Consider the following 12220-nt stretch of genomic DNA (forward strand, 5'->3'; position numbering starts at 1 on the left):
GACAACGGCCCTCGGCACCGGGCCGAAGCGCAGGTCAGGCGGACTTCAGCGCCGCTCCGGCGAGGGCCTCGTCCTCGCGCCGGCGGGCGTCCATCGCCTCGGTCACCCCGAGCAGCGCCTCCTTGCGGCGCCGGAGCTCGGCCATCTCCTCGTCCACCCGGGCGAGCTCGTCGTCCAGCACCCGGACGGTGTGCGTGCAGGTCTGCAGGCCGGGGCCGCCCTGGGCGCAGGGCAGCAGGGTGCGGATGGTCTCCGTGGTCATGCCGGCGTCGAGGAACTCGCGGATGCGGCCCACGCGCTCGGCGGCGTCCGGGTGGTACCTGCGGTAGCCGTTGGTGTCCCGCTCGGAGCGGAGCAGGCCCTGCTCCTCGTAGTAGCGCAGGAGCCGGGGGCTCACTCCGGTGCGGCGCGACAGCTCTCCGATGCGCATGGGCAGTTCTCTCCCGTCAGGACTTGACCTTGACACTGATGTCATACGGCAACCTCGTGGCCATGACACAGATTCCCGCATTCTCGACCACCGTCCACGGCTCCGGCCCCGGCCTGCTCCTCGCGCACGGCGCGGGCGGCAGCATCGAGGGCAACTACGCGCCGGTCATTCCGGCCCTCGCCGCGCACCACACCGTGGTCGCGCCCGACTACCCCGGCTCCGGCGCGACCCCGCTCCCGGCCGGCCCGCTGACCCTGGACGGGCTGGTGGACGGCGTCGTGGCCGCGGCGGACGGGGCGGGCCTCGACACCTTCACGCTCCTCGGCTACTCGCTGGGCACCCTGGTCTCCGTGCGGACGGCGGCCCGCTACCCGGACCGGGTGCGCGGCCTGGTCCTGACGGCGGGCCTGGCCCGGCCGGACAACCGGACCCGGTCCTCCCTGGCGATCTGGCAGCGGTTGCTCGCGGCGGGCGACACCAAGGGCTTCGCCCACTTCGTCGCGCTGAGCGGCTTCGGGGAGGAGTTCTTCAACGCCGTGCCCGAGCGGGAGGTGCCGGCGTTCCTGGAGCTGATCGCCGAGGGCGTCCCGGCCGGCGCCGCCGAGCAGTCCGCGGTGGTCGCGGCGGCCGACAACACGCCCCACCTCGCCGGCATCTCCGTCCCCACCCTGGTGATCGCCACCCTGCAGGACACCCTCGTCGCGCCCTCCAACTCCCGTTTCCTGGCGGCGCACATCCCCGGTGCGGAGTACGCCGAGCTGGACACCGGGCACGTCCCGATGGCCGAGAAGCCGCGCGAGTGGGAGAAGCTGATCCTGGACTTCCTCGCCCGAAAGGAACTCTGACGATCACTTGGCCGAATCGCCGGACGCGCGTGCGTTCGGCGTGTTTGAGTGTGGCGCATCACTGGGCGGAGGGGGCACGGCGATGCGCGGGGTGCGGGCGGGGGTGGCCTTAGTGGCCGCCGTGGTGCTGGGCAGCGGGGCGGCGGGGTGCGAGCTGATGTCCCCGGGGGACGACGACCAGGAGCCGATCAGCATCGGCACCACGGACACCGTCACCACGCTCGACCCCGCCGGGGCCTACGACGCCGGCTCCTGGGCGCTGTTCAGCAACCTCTACCAGTCGTTACTGACCTACACCCCCGGCACCGGCGTCCCCGTGCCGGACGCGGCCAGCCGCTGCGGCTTTCGCGGCGGCGACCTGCGGACGTACGAGTGCGAGCTCCGCGAGGGGCTGAAGTTCGGGAACGGCCGTGAAGTGACCGTCAAGGACGTGCAGTTCTCCTTCGAGCGAATCAAACGGATCAAGTCCCCGCAAGGACCGCTGTCGTTGCTCGACACCCTGCAGTCGGTCACCACCGACGACCGGACGATCACCTTCCAATTACGGGTCCCCGACGCCACGTTCCCGTTCAAGATAGCCACCGGCGCCGGCGCCATCGTCGACAGCGCGCGCTACCCCGCGGACCGGCTCCGCACCGGCACCGAGGCCGACGGCTCCGGCCCGTACCGCCTGGAGGGCTACCGGCCCAAGGCCGTCGCCGAGCTGCGGCCCAGCAAGAACTACCAGGGAGCCGTCAAGCACAAGGGCGGCGCCGTCAGCGTCCACTACTACCGCGACGCGGCGGCGATGAGCCGGGCCTGGAAGGAGCGGTCCATCGACGTCGCCGGGCGCCTGATGCCGCCGGCCGACATCGCCGGGCACTCCCTGTCGGACAGCGGGGTGAAGCTCATGGAGAGCACCGGCTCCGAGACCCGCTCCCTCTTCTTCAACCTGCGCGGCGGCTCCCCGTTCGAGGAGCAGCCGGTCCGCCAGGCGGTCGCCGCCGTCATCGACCGCGAGGCCCTCGCGCGCGACGTCCACCGCCGCACCGTCGAGCCCCTGTACTCCCTGATCCCCCAGGGCCTCACGGGCCACTCCACTGCCTTCTTCGACCTCCACCCCCAGCCCGACCCGGAGGCCGCCCGCACCCTCCTCCGCCGGGCCGGCATCGCCACCCCGGTCCGCTTCACCATCGCCTTCTCGCAGGGCGCCGCCACGCAGGAGGAGGCGGCCCTGCTCAAGAAGCAGCTGGAGGGCACCGGGCTGTTCGAGGTGGCCACGCAGTACGTGGAGTGGACGGAGTTCCAGAAGGGCTACGCCAAAGGCGCCTACGACGCGTACTGCGTCGGCTGGCTCGCCGACTTCCCCGACCCGGACAACTTCACCGCCCCGCTCGTCGGCCGGTCCTCCAGCTTCCGCTCCGGCTACGACAACCCCAGGGTCGAGGAGCTCATCCGGGCCACGCAGGGCAGCTACCAGCGCAGCCGCGTCACGAAGGACTTCCGGGCCATCCAGGAGATCATCGCCCGGGACGTGCCCGTGGTGCCCCTGTGGCAGAAGAAGGACTACGTGCTGAGCTCGTCGTCCGTCTCCGGGACGCAGTACCTGTCGGACGGGACCGGGCTGTGGCGGCTCTGGGAGCTCGGCCGCATCTGAGGCGGCCCGGACGCGCATGCCCGGACGCGCCCCGGGGCCGCCCGGACGGGCGCCCTGTGGACGGGCGCCTTATGGCGGGCGCCTTATGACGTGCGCCGCAGCGCCCGCACCCCGCGCAACCCGATCAGCCCCACAGCCGTCCCCAGAAGAAACGAGGTGACCGCGAGCAGCAGATGCACCCAGAAGTACGCGGTCGGGTCGCCCGCGTCGTCAAAGGCGAGACCGCTGCCGTCCTTCCACAGATTCTTCGCGAAGGTGATCCAGATGACCCAGCTCCACACGCCGAAGGCGAGCAGGAACCAGGAGACGGGACGGGAGAGGACGGCGGGGGCGGGCGACGCGGCGGGAGCGGGGGCCGCGGCGGGCGCGTCAGGCGTAGTGCTCGGCATGGGTTTCAGTATGCGTTCGGGTCAGCGCAATAGTCCTATCGGGTCCCCGGCCGTCATCCGAGCCAGTGAGGCGGCGACTGGAACCCCCAGGTGGCGGGGTAGTTTCACGGACGTGCCGACGACGACATCACACCCCACGCGGGCCGCCGCGACGCGCCGCCGCCGCGGGGCCGCCGCGCTCGCGGCCACCGCCTCCCTGCTCGCCCCGCTGATGACCGCCGCCCCCGCCCTGGCCGACCCCACGGCCTCCCCGAGCCCGAGCCGCCCCAGCGTGAGCCCGAGCCCGTCCGGTGCCAGTGCGAACCCGGCCGCCCCGGCGAACGGCGGCGTGGCCGGCCGGGAGGACGACGGCAAGGGCATCGGCCGGCGCGCGCCCAAGACGCCGCCCTCCCGGATGTCCACCGTGGGCGGGGAGATGCTGGGCCGCCCCGGCCCGCAGGTGCAGCTCGGCCCGGGCGCGCCGCAGCTGCCCACCGAGCTCAGCGGACGCTCCTGGCTCGTGGCGGACGCCGAGTCGGGCGAGATCCTCGCCGCGAACAACGCGCACTGGGAGCTGCCGCCCGCCTCCACGCTGAAGATGCTCTTCGCGGACACCGTGCTGCCGAAGCTGCCCCGGGCGAAGACCCACAAGGTCGTCCCCGCTGACCTGGAGGGCATGGGCGCGGGCAGCAGCGCTGTGGGGGTCAAGGAAGGGTCGTCGTACAGCGTCCGCGACCTGTGGCTCGGCGTGTTCCTGCGCTCGGGCAACGACGCGGTGCGCGTGCTGGCGTCCATGAACGGAGGGATCCCGAAGACCGTGAAGGACATGCAGACGCACGCCGAAGAGCTGCAGGCGCTGGATACCCACGTCGTCACCCCCGACGGCTACGACGCGGACCAGCAGGTCTCCAGCGCGTACGACCTGACGCTGTTCGCCCGCTCGGGCCTGCAGAAGGCGGACTTCCGCGAGTACTGCTCGACGGTGTCGGCGCAGTTCCCCGGCGAGGAGAAGCCGGGCAAGCCGCGCGAGAGCTTCGGCATCATCAACACCAACCGGCTGCTGACCGGCGAGGGCATGGAGAACGGCCCCTACAAGGGCATGGCGGGCGTCAAGAACGGCTCCACCACCAACGCGGGCAACACCTTCACCGGCGTCGCCCAGCACGACGGCCGCAAGCTGCTGGTGACGGTGATGAACCCGGACATCCAGGAGCCGCACGAGGTCTACAAGGAGACCGCACGGCTGCTGGACTGGGGCTTCGAGGCCGCCGGGCACGTCAAGCCGGTCGGCATGCTGGTTCCCCCGAAGGGGGGCGCCGGCAACGCCAAGGGCGGCGGCGGGCAGGCCGGCGGCGACCACGCGCAGGCCTCGGTGGCCGGCTCGGGCTCCGGCGGCATGTGGACGGCCCTGGGGATCGCGGGCGGCGCGCTCGTGGCGCTGGGCGCGGGAGCGTTCGTCGTCCACCGTCGCTGGCCCCGTCCGAAGGCGTAAGGGGTAGGCGGTGCGTACGGGTTCCGGCGGCCGGGTCATTCCGCCGGACCCTCGCCGCGGTCTTTTCCCGCCGCCACGGCGCGCGACCACGACGGCGGCGCTGGGGGTACCCCCAGCGGTAGCTGGGGGAGGTGCCGAACCGCCCTCAGCCCGTACGGTCGGCCTTCTTCGACGGCGTAGCCGTCCACGCCGCGCAGAACAAGGTCAGCTTCGCCATGAAGTTGATCCACAGGAGGAGCGCGATCGGCGTGCCGAACGCGCCGTACATGCTCTTCGCCGCCACGCCCCGCAGATAGCCGCCGAGCAGCAGCTTCAGCACCTCCAGGCCGATCGCCCCGATGAGCGCCCCGACGACGAGCCGGCGCACCGGCGGCTGCACGTCGGGCAGCCGCGAGAGGACGTAGAGCATCAGCAGGAAGTCGGCGAGGACGGCGATGCAGAAGCCGGCCGCGGTCAGCAGCCCGCCGACGCCCTGCAACCCGGCCTTGCCGACCGCCCAGTCCACGGCCGCCGACGCGAACACCGAGCAGGCGAGCGAGAGGAGGAGGACGCCGCCGAGGCCGAGCAGCAGCGCCCCGTCCTTGAGCCTGAGGAGGACGGGGTTGCCGGGGCTCTCCTCCTTCTCCCAGACCGCGCGCAGGCACTCCCGCAGCGAGCCGATCCAGCTGATGCCCGTGAACAGGAGCAGTGCTCCGGCGACGAGCCCGACCGTGCCCGCGTTGTCGACGAGGCTGCTGAGGTCGAGCTGGCCGGAGATGCCGGGGACCTGCTCGGCGAGGCGCCGCTCCAGGTCCCGCATGCGCTCCTCGCTGAGGACGGCCGCGCCGACCGCGGCGCCCACGGTGAGCAGGGGGAAGAGGGCGACGAAGCTGGTGAAGGTGATCGCGGCGGCGAGCCGGGTCCACTTCACCCGGTCGAGGGTCTCGTACGAGTGCCAGGCGTGGGTCCGCGTCAGGCGGGAGATCAGGGGCCCGATGCCGGGCAGCCGCGTCAGCCATTCCATGGCGTACGTCTACCACCCTGACGTGGGCGTACGCCCACGCCGGGGGGGGGCGCTAGTGCGAAGGGGCGGGCGGTCGGACGCCCGTCTGGTGGGGGACGGCCGACGCCGTCCCCTCCCCCTCCCCGAACGGATACTCGCGCTCCAGCCGCCACACGCCGTCCGGGCCCTGCTCGTAGAGGGCGAAGGCGTCGATCGTCCAGGCGGCCTCGAACCCGGCCAGCTCGGCGTAGGCCCGGTCCATGGCCTCCTCGGCGATGCCGTGGGCGACGGTGACGTGCGGGTGGTAGGGGAACTGCAGCTCGCGGGCGACGGGCCCGGACGCGTCGCGGACGCGCTTCTGCAGCCAGGCGCAGGAGGCGGAGCCCTCGACCACGTTCACGTAGACGACGGGCGAGAGGGGCCGGAAGGTGCCGGTCCCGGAGAGGCGCATGGGGAAGGGGCGGCACTCGGCGGCGACGCGGGCGAGGTGCTCCTCGATCGCGGGCAGCGAGGACGCGTCGGCCTCGGTGGGCGGCAGGAGGGTGACGTGCGTGGGGATGCCGTGCGCGTGCGGGTCCCCGAAGCCCTCGCGGCGCTTCTGCAGGAAGCTGCCGTACGGCTCCGGGACCGCGATCGACACGCCGAGCGTCACGGTCCCCATTGCGTTCTCCCTCCTGTGCGCCTGTAAGTCCCCGTGGCCAGTGTGACGGCTGTGCCGCACCCCGTGCCAGAGCTCCTGGTCTCTCCGTGCCCTCAGTGCTTGGCGGGCAGGAAGCCGACCTTGTCGTACGCCTGGGCGAGCGTCTCCGCCGCGACCGCGCGGGCCTTCTCGGCGCCCTTGGCGAGGACGGAGTCCAGCGTCTCCGGGTCGTCGAGGTACTCCTGCGTGCGGGCGCGGAACGGCGTCACCCACTCCACCATGACCTCGGCGAGGTCCGTCTTCAGCGCACCGTAGCCCTTGCCCTCGTACTTCTGCTCCAGTTCGGCCATTCCCGTACCGGTGAGCGTGGCGTAGATGGTGAGCAGATTGCTGACGCCGGGCTTGTTCTCGGGGTCGAAGCGGATCACCGTGTCGGTGTCGGTGACGGCGCTCTTGATCTTCTTGGCGGAGACCTTGGGCTCGTCGAGGAGGTTGACCAGGCCCTTGGGGTTCGGCGTCGACTTGCTCATCTTCGCCGACGGGTCCTGCAGGTCGTAGATCTTCGCGGTCTCGCGGACGATGTGCGCGGCCGGGAGGGTGAAGGTGTCGCCGAAGCGGGCGTTGAAGCGCTCGGCGAGGTCGCGCGTGAGCTCGATGTGCTGGCGCTGGTCCTCGCCCACCGGGACGGCGTTCGCCTGGTAGAGGAGGATGTCGGCGACCTGGAGGATCGGGTACGTGAACAGGCCGACCGTGGTGGCACCGGCGCCCTGCTTGGCGGACTTGTCCTTGAACTGCGTCATCCGCGAGGCCTCGCCGAAGCCGGTGAGGCAGTTCATCACCCAGCCGAGCTGGGCGTGCTCGGGGACGTGGCTCTGCACGAAGAGGGTGCAGCGCTCCGGGTCGAGGCCGGCGGCGAGCAGCTGGGCCGCGGCGAGGCGGGTGTTGGCCCGCAGCTCCTCCGGGTCCTGCGGCACGGTGATCGCGTGCAGGTCGACCACCATGTAGAAGGCGTCGTGGGACTCCTGCAGGGCCACGTACTGGCGGACGGCACCGAGGTAGTTCCCCAGGTGGAACGAGCCTGCGGTGGGCTGGATACCGGAGAGAGCGCGCGGTCGATCGAGGGCCATGCGCACATTCTCTCAGGTGCGGTGCCCGACTCCGTCCGACGGTGGGGCCGCGAGTAGTAGAAAGGTGGAACAGGGGGCACGGCAATGCCCTTACGCGCATGCCCGTACACGAACGGAGCACACGGTGACATCTACGGAACGCAGCATCGCCGCCGCTGAGGCCCACAGCGCGCACAACTACCATCCGTTGCCGGTCGTCGTCGCGTATGCGGAGGGCGCCTGGATGACGGACGTCGAGGGGCGGCGCTATCTCGACATGCTCGCCGGGTACTCCGCGCTCAATTTCGGCCACGGCAACCGACGGCTGATCAACGCCGCGAAGGCGCAGCTCGATCGGGTGACGCTGACCTCGCGCGCCTTCCACCACGACCGCTTCGCCGAGTTCTGCACCGAGCTGGCCGCGCTGTGCGGCAAGGAGATGGTGCTCCCCATGAACACGGGCGCGGAGGCGGTCGAGACGGCCGTGAAGACCGCCCGCAAGTGGGGTTACCGGGTGAAGGGCGTGCCGGACGGCCAGGCGAAGATCGTCGTGGCCGGAAACAACTTCCACGGCCGGACCACCACCATCATCAGCTTCTCCACGGACGAGGAGGCGCGGGCGGACTTCGGCCCGTACACGCCGGGCTTCGAGATCGTCCCGTACGGCGACCTGGCCGCGATGGAGGAGGCCGTGGACGACAACACGGTCGCCGTGCTGCTGGAGCCGATCCAGGGCGAGGCGGGGGTGCTCGTGCCGCCGGCCGGCTATCTGCCGGGCGTGCGGCGGCTGACCGCCGAGCGCGGGGTGCTCTTCATCGCGGACGAGATCCAGTCCGGGCTGGGCCGCACCGGCAGAACGTTCGCGTGCGACCACGAGGACGTCGTGCCCGACGTGTACGTGCTGGGCAAGGCGCTCGGCGGCGGCGTGGTGCCGGTGTCGGCGGTGGTGGCGAATCGCGACGTCCTCGGCGTGTACCGGCCGGGCGAGCACGGCTCGACGTTCGGCGGGAACCCGCTGGCGTGCGCGGTGGCGCTGGAGGTCGTGGCGATGCTGAATTCCGGCGAGTTCCAGCAGCGCGCCACGGAGCTCGGCGAGCACCTCCACCAGGAGCTGAACCTGCTGGTGGGCGGTGGCGCGGTCGAGGCGGTGCGCGGGCGCGGCCTGTGGGCGGGCGTCGACATCGCACCGTCCCACGGCACGGGGCGGCAGATCTCGGAGCGGCTGATGGAGCGGCGCGTCCTGGTCAAGGACACGCACGGCTCGACGATCCGGATCGCCCCGCCGCTGGTGATCAGCAAGGAGGACCTGGACTGGGGGCTGGACCAGCTGCGGGCGGTGCTGGGCTCCTGACGGAGCGGTTGCGAGGTGAAAGAGGGGCCGGCGTGCGCGCCGGCCCCTCTTTCGCATCCAGGAGTGGATCTTCTGTACCTACTAGTAGGTACACTCTTTTCATGAGCACCTCGGAACGCCTCATCGAGAGCACGCGTGAACTCCTGTGGGAGCGCGGCTACGTCGGCACCAGCCCTAAGGCCATCCAGCAGCGGGCCGGGGCCGGACAGGGCAGCATGTACCACCACTTCAGCGGAAAGCCGGACCTCGCGCTGGCGGCCATCCGGCGGACCGCCGAGGAGATGCGGGGCAAGGCGGAGGAGCAGTTCGGCGGGCCGGGCACGGCCGTGGAGCGGATCACGGCCTATCTGCGGCGCGAGCGGGACGTCCTCAAGGGGTGCCCCGTCGGGCGGCTGACCCAGGACCCCGACGTCATGGCCGACCCGGCGCTGCGGGCGCCCGTGGACGAGACGTTCGTGTGGCTGCGGGGGCGGCTCGGCGAGGTGCTGGCGGAGGGCGTCGCGCGCGGCGAGCTGTCCGCCGCCCTCGATCCGGCGGCCACGGCCGCGACCGTCGTCGCCGTCCTCCAGGGCGGCTACGTCCTGGCCCGCGCGGCCGGCTCGACGGCCCCGTTCGAGCAGGCCGTCGATGGGGTGCTCGGGCTCCTCGCCGCCCAGTCCACCACCCCCTGATCGGAGTCGGCCATGCAGATCACCCGCACCGAGGCGGCCACCACCACTGCCTCGCCCGAGTGGGTCACCGGCACCGTCCACGTCACGTCGATCGCCGCCGCCGAAGGCCCCGCGCGGCTGCGCGTCGACGACGTCCGCTTCGAGCCCGGCAGCCGCACCCACTGGCACCGCCACCCCGTGGGCCAGTTCCTCCACATCACCGACGGCACCGGGCTGGTGCAGCGCCGGGGCGGACCGGTCGAGGTCGTGCACGCCGGCGACCGGGTCGTCATCGCGCCCGGCGAGTGGCACTGGCACGGCGCCGGGCCCACGACGTCCATGACCCACCTGGCCGTCCTGACGGCCGCCGAGGACGGCACCGAGGCCGAGCGCGGCGAACCCGTCACCGACGCCTGCTACCCGGCCGAACCCGTCGTCTGAGCACGCCCGCCCTCTGAGCACGCGAAAGGCACAACGCCCCATGTACGCCAAGCAGTACGAGATCACCCTCCCCGCCGACTACGATATGGGGATCATCCGCGAACGCGTCGCCACCCGTGGCCATGCCCTGGACGACCGTGCCGGCATGGCCCTGAAGGCCTACGTCATCCGCGAGCGGGGTGTGGACGGCTCGCCCGTCAACCAGTACGCGCCGTTCTACCTGTGGAACGACACCGCCGCGATGAGCGACTTCCTCGTCGGCGGCGGCGGGTTCGAGGGCATCGTCCGGGACTTCGGGCGGCCCGTCGTGCGGCACTGGGCGGGGATCGCCGCCGAGGCGGGGCCCGCGCGGGGCACGGTGCCGCGGGCGGCGTCACGGCGGCTGACGCCGCTGCCCGCCGAGGGGCTGACCGAGGCGGTCGCGGCGGAGGCCGCGGCGCTGCGCGAACTCGCCGCGCAGGACGGCGTGCACACAGCCGCCCTCGCCGTCGACCCGCACCACTGGCAGCTGCTGCGCTTCGTGCTGTGGGAGGACGCCGTACCGCCCGGCGACGACGCCACCGAGCGGTACGAGGTGCTGCACCTGTCCACGCCCGAACTGACTGAACTGACCGGATTGACCGAACGGGCCTGACGGCTCAGCCGTCGATCACGTGCGGGACGAACCGCGCGTACTCGTCCGTGATCAGGCCCGCCGACTCCCGGATGCCCAGCCCCGCCGGCTCCCCGTCGACGACCCACGCGCCGAGGACCGTGCGGTTGCCGTCGAAGTCCGGGAGCGGGCACAGCTGCTGGTAGCAGCACGGCTCGTCCCGCAGGGCCGCGGCGGCCCCGGCCTCGTGCAGGGTGATGCCGGCGCCCTCCCGGCCCAGCAGCGGCTTGGCCGCGTAGCCGCCGGTGCGGGCCAGCTCCTGGGGGCCGTCGGTGTGGGCGGGGAGCAGGTTGGGGTGGCCGGGGTGGAGCTCCCACAGGATCGCCAGGAGCGCCTTGTTGGACAGCAGCATCTTCCACGCCGGCTCGATCCACAGCGTGGAGCCCGTGCCGCCGCCGTTGTCGAGTGTGTCCAGGGCGTGCGGGCCGAAGCGGTCGCCCGTCAGCCACTCCCAGGGGTAGAGCTTGAAGCAGGAGCGGATGAAGGAGTAGCGCTCGTCGACGAAGCGGCCGGAGAGGTTGTCCCAGCCGATGTTCTCCATCGAGATGGCGCGGGTGTCCAGGCCGGCCTGTTCGGCGGTCTCGCGCAGGTAGGCCACCGTCATCAGGTCCTCGCCGAGCTCGTCGGCGGCGGAGTGCGCGAAGTGCACCGGCGCGCCGGGCGGCAGCAGCGGGGCCTGGCGCCGCCAGGCGTCGACGAGGCGCTCGTGGAGCGAGTTCCACTGGTCGAGGCCGGGGAAGCGGTCCTCCATCCAGAACCACTGGGCGCTCGCCGCCTCCACCAGGGAGGTGGGCGTGTCGGCGTTGTACTCCAGCAGCTTGGCCGGGCCGCCGCCGTCGTAGCACAGGTCGAAGCGGCCGTAGAGGGAGGGAACTTCGTCGCGTCGGCGCCAGGACTCGGCGATCCGGGCGGTCAGCCGCGGGTCGGTGAGGCCGAGGTCGGCGAAGCGGTCGTGCGCCACGATGTGCGCGGCGGCCTCCAGGCACATCTCGTGCAGCTCGGCGACGGTCTCCTCCAGTTCCTCGACCTCGGCGAGGGTGAAGGAGTAGTACGCGCTCTCGTCCCAGTACCGGCGCAGGGAGCCGTCGGGGAGGCGGGTCAGGGGGTAGATGACCCCCTGCTCCTCCACGGTGGCCTGCCAGCCGGGGCGGGGCTCGGTGCGGTGGCGGCGCATGCGGTCAGCCGCCGGAGGAGCCGGAGTTCGAGCAGCCGAATCCGCCGCGGTCGGCGGCCTGGCTCTTGCTGAAGGTGCCGCTGTCGGTGTAGCCGCCGGACTTGCCGGAGCCGTAGTACCAGCGGCCGTTGGTGCTCGTACCGCTGCTGCTTCCGCTGGTCCCGCTGCTTCCGCCGCTCTTGTTCTTGCAGGCCTTGGAGTCGACGACCCGGTAGCCGCCGCGCGCGGCGTCGTAGCTGTACGGGTCGACGCAGCGCTTGTCCGGTTCGGAGCCGCAGGAGGTGAGGGCGGCGGCGAGCGCGCCCATCCCGCCGAGGATGACCGTGGACGAGCGCAGCCTGCGCCGTGTCCTGACCGTCCTGCCCGTCTTTTCCGTCATGCAGATGACCCCCGTCATGTGCTGCTTCTGGCGTTTCGCCTGGTATTGCATCGGTTGTTCCACGGCCGCACTCG

Annotated in this window: 14 protein-coding genes; 7 read left to right on the top strand and 7 right to left on the bottom strand. The window is 72.0% G+C overall.

The window, feature by feature from the left end; all coding sequences use genetic code 11:
• Nucleotides 1-34 precede the first annotated feature (34 nt).
• Entirely contained in the window at nucleotides 35-430 is a 396-nt protein-coding gene (locus IF61_RS0122005) for a MerR family transcriptional regulator (RefSeq protein ID WP_030368212.1), read from the bottom strand.
• 62 nt (nucleotides 431-492) lie between these two features.
• Here IF61_RS0122005 and IF61_RS0122010 point away from each other — a divergent pair, with 62 nt between their 5' ends.
• Both IF61_RS0122010 and IF61_RS0122015 read left to right on the top strand, forming a co-directional pair.
• A complete protein-coding gene (locus IF61_RS0122010; RefSeq protein ID WP_030368213.1) occupies nucleotides 493-1275 on the top strand; it encodes an alpha/beta fold hydrolase in 783 nt (260 codons plus the stop codon).
• Between the two features lie 112 nt (nucleotides 1276-1387).
• On the top strand, nucleotides 1388-2911 hold the full coding sequence (locus tag IF61_RS0122015; RefSeq protein WP_342668014.1) for an ABC transporter substrate-binding protein: 1524 nt from the start codon (nucleotides 1388-1390) through the stop codon (nucleotides 2909-2911).
• Between the two features lie 83 nt (nucleotides 2912-2994).
• Here IF61_RS0122015 and IF61_RS37085 read toward each other — a convergent pair whose 3' ends face one another.
• The gene (locus IF61_RS37085) at nucleotides 2995-3207 is read right to left on the bottom strand and encodes an SCO4848 family membrane protein (RefSeq protein WP_030368215.1); all 213 of its coding nucleotides are present in this window, start codon (nucleotides 3205-3207) and stop codon (nucleotides 2995-2997) included.
• Between the two features lie 205 nt (nucleotides 3208-3412).
• On the opposite strand from IF61_RS37085, the gene IF61_RS32535 reads away from it, so the two are divergent.
• Complete coding sequence (locus IF61_RS32535; protein WP_425428232.1) at nucleotides 3413-4771, top strand: D-alanyl-D-alanine carboxypeptidase family protein; 1359 nt, start codon at nucleotides 3413-3415, stop codon at nucleotides 4769-4771.
• Between the two features lie 145 nt (nucleotides 4772-4916).
• Here IF61_RS32535 and IF61_RS0122030 read toward each other — a convergent pair whose 3' ends face one another.
• The 3 genes from IF61_RS0122030 to trpS all read right to left on the bottom strand — a co-directional run bounded on the left by IF61_RS0122030 (nucleotide 4917) and on the right by trpS (nucleotide 7520).
• Nucleotides 4917-5774 carry a YihY/virulence factor BrkB family protein gene (locus IF61_RS0122030; protein ID WP_030368217.1) on the bottom strand — a complete coding sequence of 286 codons (858 nt, stop codon included), beginning with the start codon at nucleotides 5772-5774 and terminating at the stop codon, nucleotides 4917-4919.
• Nucleotides 5775-5826: 52 nt separating this feature from the next.
• Nucleotides 5827-6414, bottom strand: a complete 588-nt coding sequence (locus tag IF61_RS0122035) for a 2'-5' RNA ligase family protein (protein ID WP_030368218.1) — start codon at nucleotides 6412-6414, stop codon at nucleotides 5827-5829.
• Between the two features lie 92 nt (nucleotides 6415-6506).
• Nucleotides 6507-7520 (bottom strand): tryptophan--tRNA ligase, encoded by a 1014-nt coding sequence (gene trpS / locus IF61_RS0122040; RefSeq protein ID WP_030368219.1) that lies wholly within the window; start codon nucleotides 7518-7520, stop codon nucleotides 6507-6509.
• Nucleotides 7521-7644: 124 nt separating this feature from the next.
• Between trpS and rocD the strand changes: the two genes are divergently transcribed.
• The 4 genes from rocD to IF61_RS0122060 all read left to right on the top strand — a co-directional run bounded on the left by rocD (nucleotide 7645) and on the right by IF61_RS0122060 (nucleotide 10575).
• Nucleotides 7645-8850: an ornithine--oxo-acid transaminase gene (rocD, locus tag IF61_RS0122045; protein ID WP_030368220.1), complete on the top strand. Its 1206-nt coding sequence runs from the start codon at nucleotides 7645-7647 to the stop codon at nucleotides 8848-8850.
• A 101-nt stretch (nucleotides 8851-8951) separates the two neighbouring features.
• Nucleotides 8952-9521 (top strand): TetR/AcrR family transcriptional regulator, encoded by a 570-nt coding sequence (locus tag IF61_RS0122050; protein ID WP_030368221.1) that lies wholly within the window; start codon nucleotides 8952-8954, stop codon nucleotides 9519-9521.
• 12 nt (nucleotides 9522-9533) lie between these two features.
• Nucleotides 9534-9941, top strand: a complete 408-nt coding sequence (locus IF61_RS0122055) for a (R)-mandelonitrile lyase (protein WP_043190169.1) — start codon at nucleotides 9534-9536, stop codon at nucleotides 9939-9941.
• 40 nt (nucleotides 9942-9981) lie between these two features.
• Entirely contained in the window at nucleotides 9982-10575 is a 594-nt protein-coding gene (locus IF61_RS0122060; RefSeq protein WP_030368223.1) for a DUF4865 family protein, read from the top strand.
• 4 nt (nucleotides 10576-10579) lie between these two features.
• Here the strand turns inward: IF61_RS0122060 and IF61_RS0122065 are convergent, their stop codons facing one another.
• Both IF61_RS0122065 and IF61_RS0122070 read right to left on the bottom strand, forming a co-directional pair.
• The gene (locus IF61_RS0122065) at nucleotides 10580-11767 is read right to left on the bottom strand and encodes a glutathionylspermidine synthase family protein (protein WP_030368224.1); all 1188 of its coding nucleotides are present in this window, start codon (nucleotides 11765-11767) and stop codon (nucleotides 10580-10582) included.
• Between the two features lie 4 nt (nucleotides 11768-11771).
• Nucleotides 11772-12146, bottom strand: coding sequence for a hypothetical protein (locus tag IF61_RS0122070; RefSeq protein WP_030368225.1), 375 nt, complete (start codon nucleotides 12144-12146; stop codon nucleotides 11772-11774).
• Nucleotides 12147-12220 lie beyond the last annotated feature (74 nt).

This window comes from Streptomyces roseoverticillatus, assembly GCF_000719265.1.
GTDB classification, from domain to species: Bacteria; Actinomycetota; Actinomycetes; order Streptomycetales; family Streptomycetaceae; genus Streptomyces; species Streptomyces roseoverticillatus.